The 22,530-nt window shown below is 68.3% G+C and carries 10 protein-coding genes; 8 read left to right on the top strand and 2 right to left on the bottom strand.

Translation table 11 applies throughout. The features are described from left to right. The first annotated feature begins 136 nt into the window (after window positions 1–136). From CEK68_RS19500 to CEK68_RS19465, 8 genes are all read left to right on the top strand, one after another. Window positions 137–445, top strand: coding sequence for a flagellar basal body protein (locus tag CEK68_RS19500; RefSeq protein WP_152235770.1), 309 nt, complete (start codon window positions 137–139; stop codon window positions 443–445). 150 nt (window positions 446–595) lie between these two features. Further along, window positions 596–2,962, top strand: a complete 2,367-nt coding sequence (locus tag CEK68_RS19495; protein WP_152240382.1) for a Tat pathway signal protein — start codon at window positions 596–598, stop codon at window positions 2,960–2,962. Between the two features lie 333 nt (window positions 2,963–3,295). Continuing rightward, the gene (locus CEK68_RS19490) at window positions 3,296–6,124 is read left to right on the top strand and encodes a TonB-dependent receptor (protein WP_152240381.1); all 2,829 of its coding nucleotides are present in this window, start codon (window positions 3,296–3,298) and stop codon (window positions 6,122–6,124) included. A gap of 158 nt (window positions 6,125–6,282) precedes the next feature. Then, on the top strand, window positions 6,283–10,464 hold the full coding sequence (locus CEK68_RS19485; RefSeq protein ID WP_226977970.1) for an Ig-like domain-containing protein: 4,182 nt from the start codon (window positions 6,283–6,285) through the stop codon (window positions 10,462–10,464). Then, window positions 10,461–12,062, top strand: a complete 1,602-nt coding sequence (locus CEK68_RS19480) for a family 43 glycosylhydrolase (RefSeq protein ID WP_152240379.1) — start codon at window positions 10,461–10,463, stop codon at window positions 12,060–12,062. The genes CEK68_RS19485 and CEK68_RS19480 overlap by 4 nt, the downstream gene beginning before the upstream one ends. 432 nt (window positions 12,063–12,494) lie before the next feature. After that, window positions 12,495–14,303, top strand: coding sequence for an Svx/AvrXca family virulence/avirulence protein (locus CEK68_RS19475; RefSeq protein WP_152240383.1), 1,809 nt, complete (start codon window positions 12,495–12,497; stop codon window positions 14,301–14,303). Between the two features lie 339 nt (window positions 14,304–14,642). Further along, the gene (locus CEK68_RS19470) at window positions 14,643–17,057 is read left to right on the top strand and encodes a glycoside hydrolase family 127 protein (protein WP_152240378.1); all 2,415 of its coding nucleotides are present in this window, start codon (window positions 14,643–14,645) and stop codon (window positions 17,055–17,057) included. A 495-nt stretch (window positions 17,058–17,552) separates the two neighbouring features. Continuing rightward, window positions 17,553–20,429, top strand: coding sequence for a TonB-dependent receptor (locus CEK68_RS19465; RefSeq protein WP_152240377.1), 2,877 nt, complete (start codon window positions 17,553–17,555; stop codon window positions 20,427–20,429). Window positions 20,430–20,759: 330 nt separating this feature from the next. Here the strand turns inward: CEK68_RS19465 and CEK68_RS19460 are convergent, their stop codons facing one another. After that, a complete protein-coding gene (locus CEK68_RS19460) occupies window positions 20,760–21,782 on the bottom strand; it encodes an Ldh family oxidoreductase (protein ID WP_152240376.1) in 1,023 nt (340 codons plus the stop codon). 361 nt (window positions 21,783–22,143) lie between these two features. Beyond that, complete coding sequence (locus CEK68_RS19455) at window positions 22,144–22,488, bottom strand: hypothetical protein (RefSeq protein ID WP_152240375.1); 345 nt, start codon at window positions 22,486–22,488, stop codon at window positions 22,144–22,146. Between the last annotated feature and the right edge of the window lie 42 nt (window positions 22,489–22,530).

Raw genomic sequence — 22,530 nt, 5'->3', positions numbered from 1 at the left:
CTCCCGGCGGGAGAGGGGCCTTTGCTCTCGGCGCCGATGTGTTCGCTCCTGCGAATCCCCAATCCCGACTCCCGCCCCTAAAGATGCCGCGAACTCGGCCGATATCCCGGCAAGTCTCCTTGCGCCACGGCCTGCCATGACCGCCATCGCTCCCAGTTCCTCGCTCGCGCTGTCCGGCATGCGCGCTGCCACGTCCGGGCTGCAGGTGCGCGCCAACAACATCGCCAACCTCGCCACCGAGGGCTTCCAGCGTTCGGTCCCGGTGAACCAGGCGAGCGCCGGCGGTGGCGTGGTCGGGCAGGTGCGGCAGGCCGACGGGCAGGGCAGCGATCTGGTCGACGACATGGTCGGCACGCTGACCGAGCGCACCGCGTTCCAGGCCAATGCGCGGGTGCTGCGCGCGGCCGACGACAGCATCGGCAGCCTGCTCGACGTGCTCGCGTAAGCCGTCGCCGACGCGTTGCGTTCCCGCAGCGCAACATCGCCGCGATCACGCGGCTATGCGATTTTCCGCACCGATCCTCGGCACAGCGCACAAGACGCTGCGGCGCGCGCAGCGCAGGATGCGACGATCGCATTGCATCGGGGACGGTAGATGGATCGGAGAGATTTCCTGCGTCAGGGCCTGGCCGTCGGCGCGGTTGCCGGCGTGGAAGCGCTGGCCGGGCGTGCCGCCGCGGCACCCACAGCGGCCAGCGCCGCGCGTGCGCCCGCACCGCCGCAACTGCAGCCGCTGGCGGCCGACGCGCTGGCCGGGCACACCCTGCAATGCCGTTTCGTCGAGGCCGGCGCGACCTGGGAGGTGTACGAAGACCTGCGCCAGCCCGACGGCGATCTGACCCTGCGCGGGCCGGGTGGGGCGCTGGTGCTGGGCAAGCGCACCGAACCGGTGTCTCCTGCGGCGAAGGCCCCGTATTTCGGCATGGCCCTGGCCGAGGTGGCGATGGCCGATGCCGACCTGCTCGCCGATCGCCTGCTGCGCGACGGCGACCCCCGCGCCGACGAGGTGCGCGACGTCGCGCCGCCGCCGGCCTCGCAACTGGATCCCAAGGACTACAACGGGCGCCTGCCGTGGACCACCTTCGTCGGCACCCGCGAGTGCGCCGACACCATGCCGGTGTACCCGGATGGGCGCACCCGCTGCTATCGCGCGATCCAGGCGTTCCCGGAGCTGGGCAAGGACGAGCTGGTGCGGCGCCGCAGCGAAGGCCTGCTCGGCGGCTGGATGCCGGCGGTGCGCAAGGTGGTGCCGGCCGGCGAGGGCCGCTACTACGACATCCTGCTGTTCGCCGACGTGCTGGCCGAGGACCGCTTCGTGGTGCAGACCTGGCACCGCAGTGCGCTGGTCGAGCATGGCAAGGTCAGCAAGGTCGTGTACGGCTACAGCTATCCCGACTACCCGCCGCGGCGCGGCCCGCGCAGCGCCGAGGATTTCTACCGCGGCCTGCTCGCCTTCGCCGGCTACTGGCAGGCGCAGCTCGCCGACACCGTGCAGGCGCAGACTCCGGATGCGAGCTGGCGCGACATGGCGCGCTTCGCCTTCGCCCGCGAACTGGTGGTGCGCCCCGGCGGCACCTATCCCAAGTACGGCGCGGTGGACCGCGACTATTACGGCAACGAGTACGACGGCTTCCAGGACACCTTCACCAGTTCGCTGTACGCCAACCTGGAATGGGGGCGTTTCAGTCAGGCGGCGGCGGTGCTGGACGGCTATTTCAGCGACTTCGTGCAGGCCGACGGCATGGTCAACATGCGCGGCCCGGAGACCGGCCAGTTCGGGCTGACCCTGTCGCTGCTGGCGCGCTACCTGCGCTACACCGGCGATGCCGCGCTGCTGCGCAAGCACCGCGACAAGATCGCCGCCACCGCGCAGGTGCTGGTCGAGCTGCACGACGCCAGCCTGCGCCTGCCGGCATCGGCAGCGGGGCATGGCCTGCTCCACGGCTGGAACGAATCCGACGCCTGCCTGTTCCCCGATCCGCAGGTGTGGTGGAAGCCGTACTACGCCAACAGCGCGCTGACGGTGCGTGGCTGGCAGGACCTGGCCGCGGTGTGGAGCGGCATCGCCGGGCCCGGCGGGCAGGCCGCTGCGGCGCAATGGCAGCGCCGTGCGCAGCAACTGTCGGCGCAGCTGCTGCGCACGCTGCGTGGCAACATTCGCCGCGATCTGCAGCCGCCGTATATCGGCCCGCTGCCGGGGGTGAAGCTGACGTTCCGCCAGTCGCTGCAGCAGGAGCATCCCAGCGAGCAGGGCTGGCCGCACCGCGCCTATGCCGAACTGCTGCAGGCCGACGTGCTGCCTGACGACCTGGCGCACCTGGTCATCGACTGCGTGCGCGGCCACGGCGGCACCAGCCTCGGTGTGGTCGGCAACATCACCGCGCCGACCCCGGAGGCGCGCGACCTGCTTGGTTTCATCTCTTATGGCTACGCGCAGCAGTTGCTGCGCCTGGACCGGATCGAGGAATACCTGCTGTTCCTGTACGCGCACCGCTTCCACGTGCATACCCGCGGCAGTTGGACGGCGGGCGAGGTCACCGGCATCACCGGCGGCATGCCGCTGTTCTGCATCCCCGCCCAGCTGACCATTCCGCTGCTGCTGCGCTGGATGCTGGTGTTCGAGGACAGCGCCGGCGAGGAGCTGTTCCTGGCGCGGGCGGTGCCGCGCGACTGGCTGGGCAGCGGCGAGACGATCGCGATCGACGCCGCGCCGACGCGCTGGGGCAGGGTGTCGCTGGCGCTGCGCGGGGATCCGGCGCGCAAGCGCATCGACGGCCGCGTGACGCTGCCGGCGCAGCGGCCGGCACGGACCTGGCTGACCCTGCGCGTGCCGGCCGGCACCCGCCTGCAGGAGGTGCAACTGGACGGGCAGCCGGCGGCGCTGTCCGGGCCGCGCAACGAGCGCGTGCTGATGCCGGCCGGCAGCGCGGCGACGGTGGCGATTTCCGGCGTCTACGGCTGAGTGGCGAAAAAGTCGGAAACGTCCCGCCTGCCTGAGGGGCAGTGCGGTATTCCGCACGTTTTCCCGATAAATACGACAAGACGCCGCGCGCGTCCTACGCGCACATTGTGACCGTGCAGTGAATGTCCAGGGGGAGATTCGTTGCACGTCACCGGGGACGCAGCGCATGGGTCGTGCGCGTCGCCGTGCAGGCGGCGTCGGGATCGTCCCATCCGACGGCGCATGCGTGGACACGTCCGTTTTCGTTTCCGCCACACGCGCTGGCGACGGGGCGGCCGCCTGGGGAAGGGCGGCGTTCCGGCGAACGCCAGGCTGCCGCTCAGGAGATTTCCGATGTCGTCTTTGCTCGAACGCGTTGCGCCGCTGCTCCCGTGTTCCTGGCGCGCCGCGCCGCAGCCCGGTCCGCTGGCCGCGGCGATCTGCACCGCCCTGGCCCTGCTCGCGCCGGCGGCGCAGGCGCAGGATGCGCCGACGCAGGATAGCCAGGCGACCACGCTGGAACGCATCAGCGTCACCGGCAGCCATCTGCGCCGGGTCGATGCGGAAACCGCCAGCCCGGTCATCACCATCGACCGCCAGCGCATCGAGGACAGCGGCCAGGACACCCTCGGCCAGTTGCTGCAGCAACTGCCGGCGATGGCCGGCAACATGCCCAACGTCGCGCTCAACTCCGGCTTCAGCCACGGTCGCGCGCTGGTGTCGCTGCGCAACCTCGGCCCCGAGCGCACCCTGGTGCTGGTCAACGGCCATCGCATGGCCGGGCCGGCCAGCAGCGTCGCCGCCGCGCCCGGCGTGGACGTCAACGCGATTCCGGCGGCCATGGTCGAGCGCATCGAGGTGCTCACCGACGGCGCTTCGTCGGTGTACGGCTCCGACGCCATCGCCGGCGTGGTCAACATCATCCTCAAGGACAAGTACGACGGCTTCGCCGCCACCGCCGACTACGGCCTGAGCACCCACGGCGACGGCAACCGGCGCTCGCTCGGCCTGGAGTGGGGCAAGACCTGGGACCGCGGCGGGCTGATCCTGGGCGTGAGCCGCAGCTCGATGAACGCGCTGTACGACAGCGATCGCGACTACGCGCGCACCGCGCAGAACTATCTCAACGGCCAGGTGGTGGAGCGCCGCGGCAACGGCACCCGCGCCTTCCTGCGCAATGGCAGCGTGCTGACGCCCAACGCCAACCTGGCGCCGGGCCAGGTCACCGCCAGCGACTTCCATACCTACAGCCAGGCGGTGGAAGGCTACAACTCCTACACCGGGCAGTACCTGATCACCCCGGTGCAGCGCACCAACGCCTCTGCACACGCCACGTTCGATTTCACCCCGAACGTGCAGGGCTACCTGGACATGTTCTGGACCCGCAGCGAGACCACCTCGCAGCTCACCGCCTACGGCCTGGAACTGCCCAACGCCGCGCAGAACTACTACAACCCCTTCGGCGCCCAGCTCAGCCGCTACCTGCTGCGTTCGGTGCCGGCCAACACCCGCGTCTACACCTCGACGATGTACCAGACCAACATCGTCGCCGGCTTGCGCGGCAAGTTCGGCGACAGCAGCTGGCAGTGGGATGCGGCGGCCGGCTACGCGCACTACAAGGACACCCTGGTGCGCAACGGCTTCTCCATCACCTCGGCGCTCAACAACGCGGTGGGTGCCTCGTTCCGCGACAGCGACGGCACCATCAAGTGCGGTACGCCCGGCAACGTCATCGCCGGCTGTACCCCGATCAACGTGTTCAACCCGGACGATCCGGCCACCATCGCCGGCATCAAGGCCACCCAGAGCGCGGTCGACCTGATCGACGAGAGCACGATGAAGTTCGCCGAGGCCAGCGTCAACGGCGACCTGTTCGCGATGCCGGCCGGAGCGGTGCAGGCCGCGTTCGGCCTGTCGTTCCGCAAGAACGGCTTCTCGCAGGGCACCAGCAATCCGGTGGCGGCGGCCGATGCCGACGGCAACTGCGACTACAACGACGGTTGCATCATGAACCAGGGCCACGACGAGACCATCAAGGAGGCGTATGCCGAAGTGCTGGTACCGCTGCTCAAGGGCGTGACCGGCGCGCAGGCGCTGAACCTCAACCTGGGCACGCGCTACTCGCGCTACGACTACTGGGGCAGCACCACCAACAGCAAGGTGGCGCTGGAATGGCGGCCGATCGACAACCTGCTGATCCGCGCCACCGGCTCGCAGGTGTTCCGCGCGCCGGCGCTGGGCGATCTGTACGGCTCCCCGTTCAACGGCGTGGTCGACGACGCCGGCACCTATACCGATCCGTGCAACGGCTACACCGGCGGCGGCAATCCCGCGGCCTGCGCCAACGTGCCGACCAACGGCAGCTTCGTCAACAGCTCCTCGTTCACCGTGCTCACCACCGGCTCGGCCAACGCGGGCTTTGCGATCAAGCCCGAGCAGGGGCGCTCCTACAACATCGGCGCGGTGTACGACCCGGGCTGGGCCGAGGGTCTGTCGCTGAATCTGGACAGCTGGCGCGTCACCCTGGACGACATGATAAACGGCACCGGCCTGGATCAGGTGCTGCAGAACTGCTACGACGGCCAGAGCGCCTACTGTCCGCTGATCAAGCGCGGCCCCACCGGGCAACTGGTCAGCGTGACCGTGCCGTTCGCGATCAACAGCGGCAAGGTCGACATCCGCGGCGACGACGTCGGCATCAAGTACGCCTTGCCGGAGACGGCGTGGGGCCGCTTCCGCGCCGGTGTCGATGCCACCTACCTGTCCAGCTACAAGTTCAGCGGCGATCCGCACAACTACGTGGGCGAGCAATCCAGCTACGGCAACCTGCCGCGCTGGCGCGCCAACTTCACCCTCGACTGGGACAACGGCCCCTGGCACGCGAGCTGGAACACGCGGCTGATCGGGCGCACCACCGTCGGCAGCGCCTACGAGGACTTCTGCGTCAACACCGCCGCCGACGGCAGTTGCGTGTACTTCCCGGTCGGCACGGTGACCTACCACGACGCCAGCGTGAGCCGGAAGTTCGAGAGCCTGCATACCACCCTGGCGCTGGGCGTGAACAACCTCGGCAATCGCACGCCGCCGCGCTACTACGGCTATGCCAGCGCGGCAAACACCGATGCGTTCACCTACGACACGCTGGGGCGTTACTTCTGGGCGCGGATCAGGACCGAGTTTTGACTCGCATGCCTGTCCCCGGTGGCGCCGCATCGCGCGTGCGACGCGGCGCCGTCGCTCTCCTGGTTGGACTGTCGTTCGCTGCGACTGCGGTGGCGGCGTCAGCCGCCGTCAGCGACCTCGACGGCGAAGGCCTGCAGCCCAGCAATGCCGCGATCGGCATGCCGCACTTCAAGGGCGATGCGCATCCCTTGCCGGATAGCGGCGTGGCGTTCGCGCCGGGGCAGGGGCAGGGCCAGTTGCAGCGGGTGTTCGCCGCCGACCTGGCGGCGGGTGCCGGCCGCGCGCCCGGCCGTGATTTCTGGATCGACCGCCTGCTCGCGCGGCAGGGCACCGGCGGCGGTTTCGGCGACAGCAACAACTGGCTGTTCACCCGCGGCCGCGCCGCCTACCTGTACACGCACAAGCCGGAGGAGCCTGGCTTCGTCGGCGACGTGGCCTACGTGCACAAGACCGGCCACGACGCGCTGTTCCGTCTGCAACTGGAGCGCGACGGCGTGCCGATCGCGCTGGTCGAGGACAGCGCGCAGCGGCGGCAGACGCCGAGCTATTTCAGCAGCGTGTATGCCGGTGGCGGCGTGCGCCTGCAGCTGGTCAAGTTCATCAGCGAACAGAACGTGGCGGTGGCCGAAGTCACCGTGTCCAGCACCGACGGCGCGGCGCATGCGCTGACCGTGCGTGCGGTCTCGCCGATGGCCACGCATCCCGACAGCGCCGAGTTGACCGGCGCCTTCGTCACCCATAACGCCATCACCACGCTGTTCCCGCGGCTCTCCGGCGACGGCTTCGCGGTCGATGGTGCAAGCATCGCGCGGCCACTGGTGGTGCCGGCGCACGGCGCCGCGCCGACACTGAAGGTGCAACTGGGGCTGGTCGCGCGCGAGCTGCCTGCCTCGCTGCAGGAATACCGGCGCATCGCCGAGCAGTCGCCGCAGCAGGCCTACCGCGACCACGTTGTCGCCTACAACCGCTGGTGGGCCGACAACCTGCCGTACCTGGACACGCCCGAGGACAATCTCGACAAGACCCTGTTCTACCGCTGGTGGCTGCTGCGCTTCAATTTCCTCGACGCGGCGGTGCCCGGCAACGACTACCAGTTCCCGGTGGCGATCGAAGGCGTGCTCGGCTACGACAACGCCATCGTGCTCACCACCGGCATGTTCATCGACGACCTCAAGTACCTGCGCGATCCGCTCTACGCCTACGGCTCCTGGCTCGGCGCCGGCGAAACCGCCGGCGGCGGCAAGTACGTGGACAATCCCGGCGCGCCGGAGAACTGGTCCAACTCCTACGCCCAGTACCTCAGCGCTGCCGCCTGGCGCGCCTACCAGGTGCACGGCGGGCCGCCGGCGATCGCCGGGCAACTGGCGCGCTACGCCAGCGACGACGTGGACGCGCTGCTGCGCGCCTACGACCGCAACGGCAACGGCCTGATCGAATACGACTGGGCGGCGATGACCGGCAACGACGCCGACGCGGTGTCCTTCGACTGGGCCAAACACCATGGCGCAGCACGCATGGACCGCAGCGAGAGTGCGTACGTGTACGCCAACGCGCTGGCCGCCGCACAGGCCGCGCAACTGGCCGGCGACGCCGCCACCGCGGTGCGCATGCAGGCGCTGGCGGCGAAGATCCGCCGCGCCGTGCTCGATGTGCTGTGGCAGGACCACAGTGCACAGGCCGACGGCATGGGCCTGCACGGCGACCTGCTCAAGCAGCGCCAGGCCGATGGGCCGCGCCTGCCGGTGGACTGGAAGGAAACCAACAACTATTACCCCTTCAGCGTCGGCCTGATGCCCAGGCACGGCGATGCCGACGACGACCCCAAGTACGTGCGCGCGCTGCGCCTGTTCGCCGATGCGCGACAGTTCCCGCTGTTTCCGTTCTACACCGCCAACCAGGCCGACGCGCAGGCGCGCGGCGCCGGCGGCAGCAACAATTTCTCGGTGATCAATTCCACCGTGGCGTTCCGCCTGCTCGGCAGCGTGTTGCGTGATTACCCGAGCCCGTACCTCGATGCGTCCAGCTACCGCAAGCTGCTGTACTGGAACGCGTGGGCGCACTACATCGACGGCGACAACCGCTACCCGGATCAGAACGAATTCTGGGCGCAGGGCAGTGCTGCCGATGGCGGCCGCATCGGCTACCGTTCGTGGATCCACCACACCCAGCTCGGCGCCACCAACTTCACTGTGATCGAGGATGCGATGGGCCTGCGCCCGCGCAGCGATGCCCTGATCGAGCTGTATCCCATCGACATCGGTTGGGACCATTTCGCCGCCGACCGCCTGCGCTACCGCGACCGCGACCTGAGCATCGTCTGGGACCGCGACGGGCGCCGCTACGGCGGGGCCGCGCCAAAGGGCTATTCGCTGTACCTGGACGGGCATTTGGCTTTCACCGTCGATCGCCTGGCGCACGTGCTGTACGACCCCGCCAGCGGCCGCGTGCAGGCCTTGCCGGATGTGGTCAATGCCGGTGCCGCGCAGATGCAGGTGCTGGCCGCGCATCGGCTGGCATTGCAGGCGCCGCAACAGGTGCGGTTTCCCGGCACGGCGCGAATCGGTGCGGTCCTCGCCGACGCGGGGCTCGACATCGCGCTGCCGCCCGGCGCGCGCAATCTGGCGCAGGGCGCGGCAGTCAGCGCCAGCTATGCGGCCGACGGGTTTCCGGCCACGGCGGCGGTCGACGGCAGCACCGCCAACGAACCGTTCTGGGGGACCGTCGGTTCGCCTGCCGCCAGCGACTGGCTGGAGCTGGATCTGCAGCGCCCGCAGACCCTGGACGATGTACGCGTGTACTTCTATCGCAGTTCCTCGCCTCCGGGTGAACAGCACGGCTTCCCGTCGGGCACGCGCGCCGGCTACGCGCCGCCATGGCTGTACGTGCTGCAGTACTTTGACGCCGGCGTGTGGAAGACCGTGCCGGGCCAGGTGCGCGATGCACCGATCGCGCAGGGCAACCGCAACCGCATCCGTTTCCCGCCGCTGCGCGCGCAGCGCTGGCGTCTGCAGGTGACGCATGCCGGCGCACTGCGCACCGGGATCAAGGAACTCCAGGCCTATGCCAGCGGCGCCGCCGTGCCGGTGGCGCACGGCAACCAGGCGCCGCAGGTCGAGGCCTGGCAGGAAGACGGCAGTGCGGCGGGCGGCGTGATGCGCCTGGTCGGCCGGGTCGGCGACGACGCGTTGCCGAACGGCACGCTGACGCTGCACTGGCGCACGCTGCAGGCACCGCCCGGCGGCGCGGCGCTGTTCGAGCAGCCGCAGGCGGCCACCACGCAGGTGCGCTTCACCGCGCCCGGCGCCTACACCCTGCAGTTGCAGGCCGACGATGGCGCGTTGCAGGGGCACGCTGAGGTCAAGGTAATCGCGGCGGCGGCTCCGGCCGGGCAGACGCTGCAGGTGCAGGGCGAGGCCACGCCGAGTGCGCAGATCACCGCCGGTCATCACCGCCTGCAGGCGCTCAACGATGGGCTGCTGCCGGCGCCGGACCAGGTGCCGGCCGCCGACCGCCGCTGGGGCAGTTGGGGGCGCGCGCAGCCGGCTTCGGTGTGGGTGCAGTACGAGTGGCCGCAACCGCAACGACTGAACGCGGCGGCGCTGTATTTCTGGGACGACCAGCCGCAGGGCGGGGTGGCGTTGCCGCGCGCGTGGACGTTGCAATACCGCGACGGCGCGCAGTGGCGCGACATCGCCGTGCGCGGCGGCTATCCGGTGCACGGCAATGGCGCGCCGAGCCGGGTGACGTTCGCGCCGGTGGTCACCACCGCCTTGCGCGCGGTGCTGCAGACCGCGACGCAGGGCGAGGGTCACTACGCGGTCGGGCTGGACGAATGGCAGGTGTTCGCCGAGCGCGCGGTGGCGACCGAAGCGGTGGACGTGCGCATCGCGCCCGGTCAGGCGCCGACGCTGCCGTCGCGCATCGCCGGCTACTTCGCCGATGGCGGCTGGGCCTGGCTGGGCGTGCGCTGGTCGCAAGTCGATGCGGCGGCGCTGGCCGGAGAGGGCCGCGTGCAGGTGCAGGGCCTGGCCGACGGCGGTGTGCCGGTGAGCGCCAGCGTCTGGGTGCGTGCGACCGCGCCAGGCCAGCTCACCACGGTGCAGGCGCCGCCGCCGCTGCACGTGCCTGCGGGGCAGGCGCCGGTGCTGCCGGAACTGGTCTCCGTGCAGTACAACGACGGCTCGCGCGAGCGCATGCCGGTGCAGTGGTCGCTGCTGGCGCCGGCTTCCTATGCGAAGCCTGGTCGCACGAGCGTGGTCGGGCAGGCGCAGGGCCGCGATGGCACCGGGACGCTGCCGGTGCGGCTGGAGCTGGTGATCGAGGCGGAGACGACGCCATGAACCGCCATCCCTTGCGCCGTACCGTCGCCTGCCTGCTGGTGGCCTGCGCTGCCTGCATCGGCGTTGCCGCGGCCATCGCCGCCACACAGGCAGTGCCGCGGTCGAGGCAGGTACATGCACCGGGCAATCCGATCCTGGCCGACGGCCGCGCCTATTCGGCCGACCCCGCGCCGCTGGTCGCCGACGGCAAGCTCTACATCATCGCCGGCCGCGACGAGGCGGCACCCGAGGTCAACGACTTCGTGATCGACCGCTGGCAACTGCTGGTCACCGACGATGTCGGCCGCGGCGACTGGACCCATTACCCGACGTTGCTGCGCCCGCAGCAGGTATTCGCCTGGGCGGCGCCCGGCCACGCCTACGCTGCGCAGATCGTGCAGGGCCCGGATAAACGCTATTACCTGTATGCGCCGGTGCAGGAAGCACACTCGCGCAATGCCGATCCGTTCGCGATCGGCGTGGCGGTGGCCGACAGCCCGCTGGGGCCGTGGCGCGACGCGCATCCGCAGGGACCGATCCTGTCGCAGTCGCTGCCGGTGCCCAACGCGATCCAGAACATCGACCCGACCGTCCTGGTCGACGACGACGGCCGCGTGTATCTGTACTGGGGCACTTTCGGCAAGCTGTTCGGCATCGAACTGGAACGCGACATGGTCACGCCGAAGGGGCAGGCGGTGGCGGTGACCACGCTGGACGGCTACTTCGAAGCGCCGTGGCTGTTCAAGCGCAATGGCACCTACTACATGGCCTACGCCGACAACCATGCCGGGCCGGAGTCGGAGTGCACGCCGACGCTGTACCACGCGTGCATCGCCTACGGCAGCGCGCCCTCGCCGTTGGGGCCATGGACCTACCGCGGCGTGATTCTGCCGCCGGTGTCCTCGACCACCTCGCATCCGGGCATCGTGCAATTCAAGGGCCAGTGGTACCTGGTCTACCACACCGCCGACGCCAAGGGCGGCGGGCATTTCCGTCGCAGCGTGGCGATCGACCGGCTGCAGTGGGACGACACCCGGCAGCCGGCGCGGATCCTGCCGGTGGTGCCCACGCAGCGGCCGCAACCGCCGTTGCCGCCGCAGCGCAACCTCGCCCGCTATGCCCATGCCAGCGCGTCCAACGGTCCGGACATTCCGCACCAGTACTGGATCGCCGCGCTCAACGACGGCCGGGTCAAGCGCAATCCGTTGCCGCCGCAGCTATGGGGCAGTTGGACGCCGCACAACCGACCGCAGCAATGGCTGCAATACAGTTGGGCGCAACCGGTGACGCTGCAGGGCAGTCGCATCCTGTTCTGGGCCGATCATCCGCCGGGCGCGGACAGTGGCGTGGCGCCGCCGGCGCGCTGGCGGTTGGAGTACCGTCGCGACGGCCGTTGGTGGCCGCTGGCAGAGAGTACGCGCGCACCCGTCGCCGGCCGCTGGCAGACGCTGCGCTTCGCGCCAGTGACCACGCGCTGCGTGCGCGCGGTGCTGGACGCATCCGGCGGCGGCGAGCGCTACGCCGCACTGGCGGTGCAGGAGTGGGAGACGTTGGCGCCGCAGGCGCAGCGCTTGCCGCAGGCGACCGCGGCGGATGTGCAGCGCTGCGACATGCCTTGAAGTGAGGCGTGCATGCCGATCGAACCGACCTCGCCGACCTTCGCAGGCGCTTCGGTTGCAGCACCTGACGCTGATGTCGGCGGCAGGTGCCGGCCGCATCATGTTCCTGCCGTGACGTCGGTTTGATTTTCGGACTCTGTGCGGAATTATCCCGATTCCATGAGGATAACAGTCGGGTGTATGGCGTTTTGGTGGATTAGTCTGGCGACGCATTGCCGATACGCGAGTGGCTGCCGTGCGGCGTGTTCCTGGCGTTTCGCCGGAGGCGAACCTGGATCCTCATGCCGTCGGGGTGGCGGCGGATGCCTCAATCACTGCAGGCTGGTGCGGCGGAACGCGCGTCGATCGTCCTATTCATCCAATGTCGTCGGACAAGAGGAGTGTAGAGCCGTGAAACTTGCTGCTTCTCGATTCGTGCGTCTGGTCTCCACGATGTGCCTGTCGGCTGTTCTGGCCTTGGCTGCGCAACATGCGCAGGCGGCGGCCGCGGCGGTCTGCACTGCCGGCCAATGGATCGCCAATCCCGGCGATACCGACATGCCGGCAGTTCGCTACGAAACCCAGCACTTCGCGTTCCGCTGGAAGGACGGGCAAGCCGTGTCGCAGGACGACGTCGCCTCGGCAGCCAAGGAGCTGGAACTGATCTGGTCTGCCTACATGGAGCGCGTCGGGTTTCCCGAGCCTTACTGCAACACGCAAACGAAGTACAAGGTCAGCGTCTACCTGGACCACAGCTTCGGCCTGAACGGCGGTACTTCCGCCAGCGGCGGCATGGGCATGTGGATCAATCCGGACCAGTTGGGGTATCACTGGGGCCTGGCGCATGAATTGACCCATGGCTTGCAGGGCAGCACCGGCGGCTTGCGCGACTCGCCGTACGTCGGCTGGATCTGGGAATCGCATGCGAACTGGATGGCGCACCAGTATTTCCACGACGACGTGCAGTGCTCGGAGATGTTGGTGAACTACCCGCATCTCTATCTTGGCTCGACCCGCGATCGCTACTGCAACTGGCAATTCATGGAGTACCTCAAGGATCGCTTCGGTTACGCGATCATCAACGATCTGTGGGCCAAGGCGCCCAAACCCGGCGATTCGCGCCAGGCCGATGCCGATCCGTTCTCGATCATTCGCGACAACATGGGCTGGAGCCAGTCGCAGCTCAACGACGTGTTCGGCGACTGGGCCATGCACAACGTGCAGTGGGACTACACCGACCCGGACGGTCGCGACCATGGCGTCGTGATGCGCCAGCAATACGGCAGCAATACCGCGTTCGATCCGGAAAACCTGGCCGATGAGACCAATCGCGATCGCGCCCTGCGCCTGACCCAGCTGGATCCGGTGCAGGGCCAGACAGGCGTCTACCAAGTGCCGTTCGACTGGGCGCCGCAGCGTTGGGGCTACAACCTGGTCAGGCTGATTCCCGCGGCGGGTGCGAATGCGGTCGTGGTGAAGTTCCATGGCAACGTGCAGCAGAAGTCGGCGGTCGACACGTTGCCGGGCCTGGCCAACGACCCCGAGACCATCGGCACGCCGGATTCGGATTGGCGCTGGGGCCTGGTCGCAATCGAGGCGAACGGCAAGCCGCGCTACAGCGCGTTGCAGCGAGGCGCCGATGCCGCGCTGTCGTTCCAGGTGCGCAGCGATGACAGCGACCTGTATCTGGTGGTGATGGGGACGCCGAGCAAGATGCAGAAGATCAAGTGGGATCAGTCCTACTATTCGGTCTACCGCTACCCGTGGAGCGTCACGCTGGAGAACGCGTATCCGTCGGGCCAGCAGCCCGGTGCGCCGACGCAGACGCGCGTCGGCAGCCGCCATCCCAACGGCGGTGGCTGGGTCGCGCAGAACGCGTATGTCGCGTCGACGGCCTATGTCGGCCCGCATGCGCGGGTGCTCGGGGGCAAGGTGCTGGGCGATGCGCGGATCGAGGACCACGCGACGATCCTGGGCGGGCAGGCGCAGGACGGCGCCCTGGTTGGCGGGTTGAGCCTGCTGCAGGACGGGGTGACGGTGAAGGATCGCGCCCAGTTGCATACGGTGTTCAAGCCGGCGGGGGCGTTCGGCGGGTTCACGCTGTCCGGTTCCACGCAGTTGCGTGGCGACGTCGAACAACGCGGCGCGTCGGCCAGCAAGGGCGTGTTCTACGGCTACGTCGATGCGGATACGGTGTCCGATCCCGACTATGGCGCCGACCTTACCGACGCGGTGCCGGAGGTCACGGCGAAGCCGCAATGATCGACCGGCAATGACTGCCAGGCGGTGTCGCGATCCCGGCATGACGCGACGCGTCGTGTAGGTGGCGCATGAGCCGCAGCGCATTGGCGTGTCGGCCGCGTTCGCCCGCGCTGCCCGCAGGGCCTGGTCGCCAGCGCCGGGTCGGCACGGCGATTCGGCAGAAATCCGCATCTGTACGCATCAGTGGGGACAAGACGTGCTGTCACCCGGATGACACAGTGACCATGGATCCGCTGGTCGTTGCCCTGCGGCGTCGGCGTCCCGACATCTCACACAGGAGCAGTCCATGCCTCGATGCGTTTCTTTCCCGCATGCCGCCTCGCACGCGGGAGGCCGGCGATGAGCGGGCAGGGCATGCATCGGCATGGCGCCGCCTGCGCGCACGCAGCTTCCGATGCGGCTGGGGCCGCGCTGGATCCCTCGCGACGGCGCTTCCTGCAATGGAGCGCACTGGCGGTGGCCGCCGGGCTGCTGCGCTTCCCACTGGACGCCGCCGCGTCCACCCCGGGCCGGGTGCAGGCGCTGCCCTTGCAGCAGGTCACGCTGAAGCCGTCGATGTTCCTGGATTCGCTGCAGACCAACCGCCGCTACCTGCTGGAACTGGAGCCGGACCGCCTGCTGCACAACTTCCTGCAGTACGCCGGCCTGCCGCCGAAGGGCGCGGTGTACGGCGGCTGGGAGGGCGACACCATCGCCGGCCACACGCTGGGCCACTACCTCAGCGCACTGGCGAAGATGCACGCGCAGACCCGCGATCCCGCACTGCGCGAGCGCATCGACTACATCGTCGCCGAACTGGCGCGCGCGCAGGCAAAGGACGCGGACGGCTACGTCGGCGGGCTCACCCGCAAGAACGACAACGGCGCCATCGACAGCGGCAAAGTGGTGTTCGAGGAAGTGCGCCGCGGCGTCATCAAGGGCAGCAAGTTCAATCTCAACGGTAGCTGGTCGCCGCTGTACACGGTGCACAAACTGTTCGCCGGCTTGCTCGACGCGCAAGAACTGGCCGGCAACGCACAAGCGCTGCAGGTGCTGTTGCCGCTGGCCGGCTATCTCGCCGGTGTGTTCGACGCGCTCGACCATGCGCAGATGCAGACCCTGCTGGATACCGAGTTCGGCGGGCTCAACGAGTCCTACATCGAACTGGGCGCGCGCACCGGCGATGCGCGCTGGATCGCCATCGGCAAGCGCCTGCGCCACGAGAAGGTGATCGACCCGGCCGTGGCCGGGCGCGACGAACTGCCGCACATCCACGCCAACACCCAGGTGCCCAAGTTCATCGGCGAGGCGCGCCAGTTCGAGGTCGCCGGCGATGCCGATGCGGCCGCGGCGGCGCGCTTCTTCTGGGAGACGGTGACCGCGCACTACAGCTACGTGATCGGCGGCAATGCCGACCGCGAGTATTTCCAGGAGCCGGACACCATCGCCGCGTTCCTGACCGAGCAGACCTGTGAGCATTGCAACAGCTACAACATGCTCAAGCTGACCCGGCACCTGTACCAGTGGACGCCGCAGGCGCGCTACTTCGACTACTACGAGCGCACGCTGCACAACCACACCATGGCCGCGCAGCATCCGGCCACCGGCATGTTCACCTACATGACGCCGATGATCAGCGGCGGCGAGCGCGGCTTCTCCGACAAGTTCGATTCGTTCTGGTGCTGCGTCGGCAGCGGCATGGAAGCGCATGCGCAGTTCGGCGATGCGATCTACTGGCAGGACGCCACCTCGCTGTACGTGAATCTCTATATCCCCTCGCGGCTGGACTGGAGCGAGCGCGACCTGGCGCTGGAACTGGACAGCGGCGTGCCCGACAACGGCAAGGTGCGCTTGCAGGTGCTGCGTGCCGGCGCACGCGCGCCGCGCCGGCTGCTGTTGCGGGTGCCGGCCTGGTGCGAGGGCCGCTACACCCTGCGCGTGAACGGCACGCCCGCGCGTGCGGCATTGGCCGATGGCTATCTGGCGCTGGAGCGCGACTGGCGCGCCGGCGACGTGATCGACATGGACCTGGCCACGCCGTTGCGGCTGGAACACGCCGCCGGCGATGCGGACACGGTGGTGGTGATGCGCGGTCCGCTGGCGCTGGCCGCCGACCTGGGGCCGGTGAGTACGCCGTACGACGCGCCGGACCCGGCGCTGGTGGCCGCGGCCGATCCGCTGCGCGGCTTCGTCGAGCTGCCGCAGCCCGGCCATTTCCTGGCCGGCAGCACGCAGCCAACGGGCCTGACCTTCGTCCCGTTCTACGCACAGTACGAGCGCCGCAGCGCGCTGTATTTCAAGCGTATGGATCCTGCGCAGTGGGCGCAGGAAGCGCAGCGGCGGGCGCGGCGCCAGGCCGAGCAGGACAAGCTGCGTGCGATCGCGGTGGACATGATCCAGTTCGGCGACGAGGCCTCCGAGCAGGCGCACCAGTTGCGCAGCGATACCTCCTTCGGTGGCGCCTACCGTCGGCAGCAGTGCCGCGACGTGCGCGGCAAGGGCTTCGTCGAGTTCCGCATGCGCGGCAGCGCGCAGCCGCTGGCGCTGCGCCTGCGCTTCTGGGGCAGCGACAAGGGCCGTTTCAACATCCTGATCAATGGCAAGCTGGCCGTGGAAGTGGCGGTGGAGCGCGGCCAGGTGATCGATTTCGTCGACCGCGATTACCCGCTGCCGCCGGCGCTCACCCGGGATGCGCAGCCGTTGATCGTGCGCATCGAGCCGCAGCACGGCGACACCGCCGGGCCGCTGTTCGGCGGCTGGCTGATCCCGGCGTGACCGCAAACAGCGGCATTGCCGTGCGCAGCCGATGACAGTGTGTGCCTGCCGTGTCGGTGTCTGCGCGACACAACGCCACGCCTCGTCACGAGCGCCTCATGCAGGCGCGCAGCCCCGCACGACCATGCATGATTCCGCATGCGAAACCGCGAATCGCGACAAGACGCGGGCGTGCGCACACGGCACAGTGTGACCGCGTGATGAAAATCTGATCGCATCGTCGTACCGGCCGTGGCGCCGGCGTGCGCCACCGGAGCGCCGCCATCGTCGTCGGACGTCATTGCAGGAGCGGGGAGCCGCGCACGGCCGTGCGCGCAGGAGATCGGCCTCCCCGTTGTGCGCCAGGCCGTCGTGGTCCGGTGCAGGCAGGCCACCGCAGGCGCCGCGCAGGCGCCACCGTCCAGCAGGTCCGTCCGTCGGCATGGCGCCGGCATGGCGTCGTTCGGCCTGCGTTTCTGCACCGTTCCCGTCTCGCCATCGTCCAGGAGTTCGCCCATGTCGTTTCCGCAGCCACGCCCTTCCTTCCGTCATGCCGCGACGCCGCTGGCGCTGGCAGTCGCCACCGCCCTGTCGCTGGGGAGCGCAGGGGCGGCGCAGGCGCAGGAGGCGAGCGCCGACAGCGCCACCCAGACCCTGGACAGCATCGTGGTCACCGGCTCGCGCCTGCGCCGCGTCGATACCGAGACCGCCAATCCGGTGGTGACCATCAGCCGCGCGCAGATCGAAGCCACCGGCAAGGCGACGCTGGGCGATCTGGTGCAGGAACTGCCGTCGATCGCCGGCAACGCCACCAACCCCAATACCAACAACGGCGGCGGCACCGGCGCCTCGGTGATCTCGCTGCGCGGCCTCGGCGACAAGCGCACCCTGGTCCTGGTCAACGGCACGCGCCTGGCCAGCAACGACGTCAATGCGATCCCGGCGACCATGATCGAGCGGGTGGAAGTGCTCAGCGACGGCGCCTCGGCGGTGTACGGCTCGGACGCGATCGGCGGCGTGGTCAACTTCATCCTGCGCAAGGGCTTCGACGGTATCGAGGCCAGCGCCGACTTCGGCACCAGTTCGCGCAGCGACGGCAACCGCCGCAATTTCTCGCTGACCGCCGGCAAGACCGGCGAGCGCGGCAGCATCGTCGCCGGCCTGTCTTATCACGACATCGACCCGGTCTCGGCCGGCGCGCGCGCGTATTCCAAGGACGCGCTGTCGCTGATCGACGGGGTTGGGGTGAAGCAGGGCTCCTCGGCCACGCCCACCGGCAGCATCAGCTTCAATGACGGCTCTGCCGCGGCCAAGGCGCTGGCGGCCAGCAACGGCTGTTCGCGGGTCACCTTCAACGGCGGCAGCAGCAGCCCGACCAACGCCAGCCAGTACCACTGCTACGTCGCCTCCACCGATTCCTACAACTACCAGCCGTACAACCTGCTGCAGACCCCACAGGAACGCACCAACGCCTTCGTGCTCGGCAGCTACCGCTTCAGCGACCACCTGGAAGGCTACGTCAACACCTATTTCAGCAAGACCACCTCGTCCTCGATCATCGCGCCGATCCCGATCTTCGCCAACGGCGACAACTTCCTGGTCTCCTCCGCCAGCTACTACAACCCGTTCGGGGTCAACTTCGGCACCGACCGCAGCACCGGCACCTCGTACAACAACTTCAACACCCGCGCCACGGTGCTGGGCAACCGCCGCTACGAGTACAACACCTACAATTTCCAGATCAATCCCGGCCTGCGCGGCAGCTTCGGCGACAGTTCCTGGCAGTGGGATGCCAGCCTCAACTACGGCAAGGTCAAGCAGAAGTCGATCAACTACGGCTTCCTCGACTACGCCGGCTTCAACGCCGCGGTCGGGCCGTCGTTCCTCGCCGCTGACGGCACGGTCAAGTGCGGCAGCGCCGGCACGCCGATCGCCGGCTGCACCCCGATCGACGTGTTCAACCTCAACGCCGCCAGCAACAAGGCGGCGCTGGAAGCGCTGGTGGTCAATCCGATCGTCACCAACGTCTATACGGTCAAGCAGTTCGAGGCCAACGCCAACGGCGAACTGTTCGCGCTGCCGGCCGGCACCGCGAGCCTGGCCGTGGGTGTCTCCTATCGCAAGGAAAGCACCAGCACCGCCGCCGATCCGCTGTGGACCGGCGACGAGAACGGCATGTGCGGCGTGCTCGAGTACTGCGCCTCGGTGCTCGGCGGCAGCTTCAGCGTCAAGGAAGCCTATGCCGAAGCGCTGTTCCCGCTGCTGGCCGGGTTGCCGGGTGTGCACTCGCTCAACCTGACCGTGGGCAGCCGCTTCTCCGACTACGACACCGTCGGCAGCAAGACCAACAGCAAGATCTCGCTGGAGTACCGCCCGATCGAGAACCTGCTGCTGCGCGGGACCGCCTCGCAGGTGTTCCGCGCGCCCAACATCGGCGAGCTGTATGCCGGCGTGGCCGGCGACTCGCCGTCGGTCACCGACCCGTGCAATGGCTATACCGGCGGCCATGCCGCGGCCTGCGCCAACGTGCCCACCGACGGCAGCTACCAGCAGGCCGACAACCAGGTCGGCGCCAAGGCCTCCGGCGCGGCGGTGGCTGGCTACCAGCTCAAGCCGGAGACCGGCATGTCCTACGACTTCGGCGTGGTCTACGACCCGGGTTGGGTCGAGGGCCTGTCGATGAGCGCGGACCTGTGGAAGATCAACCTCAAGGACACCATCACCCAGGTCTCGGCGCAGACCGTGCTCAACCAGTGCTACGCCAACGATGCCAGCGCGTTCTGCGCGCTGATCCACCGCAACGACAACGGCACCATCAACTACATCGCCGAGCCCACCGTGAACCTCGGCAAGCTGTGGGCCAGCGGCGCGGACTTCAGCCTCACCTATCGCCTGCCGGACACCGCCTGGGGCAACTTCAGCGCCGGCCTCAACGGCACCTACGTGATCCGTTACGACATCAACCCCGACACCACCGACGCCAGCACCGTCACCATCCACAACGCCGGCAAGTACACCTACGCCTACGGCAACTTCCCGCGCTGGCGTGCACTGGGCACGCTGAACTGGAACCTGGGCGACTGGAGCGCGTCGTGGCGTGTCCGCTACATCGGCCGCACCGAGATCGGCAGCGCCGATACCCGCCAGAGCCTGTCGGCCGATGCCGACCAGCCCGCCGTGGTCCGCGACATCGGCGCCTACGTCTACCACAGCGTGCAGGTGGGCTATCAGGTCAAGCCGTGGAACACCCGCTTCGAAGTGGGCGTGGACAACCTGGCCGATCGGCAGCCGCCGCTGTACTACGCCAACAACGTCACCAACGCCAACACCGACGTGGCCACCTACGATCTGCTCGGCCGCTACTACTGGGCGCGGGCGACGGTGAAGTTCTGAGGCGGAGCCTGATTGCGCAGGCGAGTAGGTGACAGTGCCGTGGCGGGTAGAACCCGCCGCGGTCCGCACGGCCAGGCGCGATTCCACCTGCTAGCGGGATTCCACGTCGGCGGTAATGCCGTTCCTGCCCGCGGATCGTGCGGGCGGGGCGCTTGCTCACCCGCATCTGGCGCGCGCATGACACGAGCACACGATGCGCTGAAGCTCAATTGTAGAAGCGACTTTAGCCGCGACGCCTCAACAGTAATGCCGGTCGCGGCTGACGCCGCTTCTACGCGACAACGGCATGTCCCGCTGAGTCGCGTTGAAGCGCGTTACCAATAGTCTTCTTCAGTCGAGCAAGGCCAGCAGATCCTGATGCAGGGCCTGCGGAATCCGCACGCCTTCGCTGCGGCTGCTTTCCCGCGCCTGGTAACGGCGTTGCGACGGCAAGCGTGCCCCGGTGGCCTCGTAGGCCGCAAAAAAGGCTTCCGCACGGGCCAGGTGTGCGGCGCGGTCGGCGCCAAGAAAGCGCGCCGGATCCAGTGCCAGAATCAGTTCGCCGTGGTAGGGCGAAGCGCCGGCGCCGGCGTCGTGCGCCAGCGATTCGGCGCTGGTCAGGTCGCCGATCAACGGCCCGGCGATCAGTTCGATCATCGCCGACAGCGCCGAGCCCTTGTGGCCGCCGAAGGTCAGCATCGCGCCGCCGTCGGCGACCGCGGCCGGATCGGTGGTCGGCGCGCCGGCCGCGTCCACGCCCCAGCCTTCGGGAATCGGCTGACCGGCGCGGCGACGCAGCTCGATCTCGCCGCGCGCCACCGCGCTGGTGGCGAAGTCGAACACGAACGGCGGCGCGTCCACGCGCGGCCAGCCGAACGCCAGCGGGTTGGTGCCCAGCAGCGGCGTGCGCCCGCCGGCCGGGGTCACCCAGGCATGGCTGGGATTGCAGATCAGCGCGACCAGCCCGGCCTCGGTGATGCGTTCGACCTCCGGCCATAGCGCAGAGAAATGCACGCAATGGTTGATCGCCAGCGCCGCCAGGCCATTGGCACGGGTCTTCTCGATCAACAGCGGCAGCCCACGCTCGAACGCCAGCAGCGAGAATCCGCCGCGCGCATCGACCCGCACGATACCGGGCGCATGGTCGTGCACGACAGGCTCGGCGTCGCCCACCACCTTGCCGTTGCGCAGCGTCGCCACGCAGCCGAGCGTCCGGTACAACCCGTGCGACGCGCAGCCGTCGCGTTCGCCGGCGACGATGGTGTGGGTGAGCGCCTGCACGTGCGCCGGGCTGAAGCCGGCGTGGGTCAGGATGCGTTCGACCAGGGTGGTGGCCTGGTCCAGGGACAGCGTGAGGGTGGGGTTGCTGTTCATCGAGGAGGGTGGCCAGGAAGTGACGCGGATTCTCGCCTGCGCGGCGCTTCGCGAAAAGCCTGGCAGCGGCAGGTCACCAGGCAGCTCTACCAGCGTGCCGGGCAGGTATCTTGCATGCCTGCACTACATCCGAGGTAGCGTCATGACTGATCCCTCGGGATTGCGCAACAGATCAGACTGACGACGTCCAACGTTTCAGCTAAGCGGGAGACCGCTCATCGGGCGCGTGGAATTTCCTTGACGGCCAGCCCTGAGCGCATTCGATAATTCAACAAGGTCAGCCGGTCCTGCAAGGGATGTTGGTTTGGCTTGGTAGTGTGGAGCCTTCAACGCATGCTGGTGCGCAATTGATAGTTGGTGATCAATGAAGACTAAGGTTGCAAGATTTTTCGTAATTCCGAGTTTTCTTGCTGGCGCTGCCATGGTTTTTATTGGCGAGCCCTACATTGCTAGGGTAGTAATTTCGGGTAGTCCCAGCGTTGCAAATTATTCGATTGGCAAGATCTACCAGTATAACCAGCATGGCCATGTGGTGTTTTTGAGCTGGTTTGATCTTTTTTTGATGAATGCTGTCGCTGTTGTTGGCCTTTCTCTCCTCTTGATTTGCGGCATTTTGTTGAAATCGATAAATAGAGTTGATGTGCAGTTCAAGTAAATTTAAGGCAGGGGATTTTCTGTGTCTGTTTTGTGCTGCTAATGCTGGCATTATTTATTCGGTGCGCGCGTTTGCGGGCTGCGAAGGACACGG

It is taken from the genome of Xanthomonas sp. LMG 12461, from assembly GCF_009192935.1.
Taxonomy (GTDB): domain Bacteria; phylum Pseudomonadota; class Gammaproteobacteria; order Xanthomonadales; family Xanthomonadaceae; genus Xanthomonas_A; species Xanthomonas_A sontii.
This window is presented reverse-complemented; position numbering and strand designations above follow the sequence as displayed.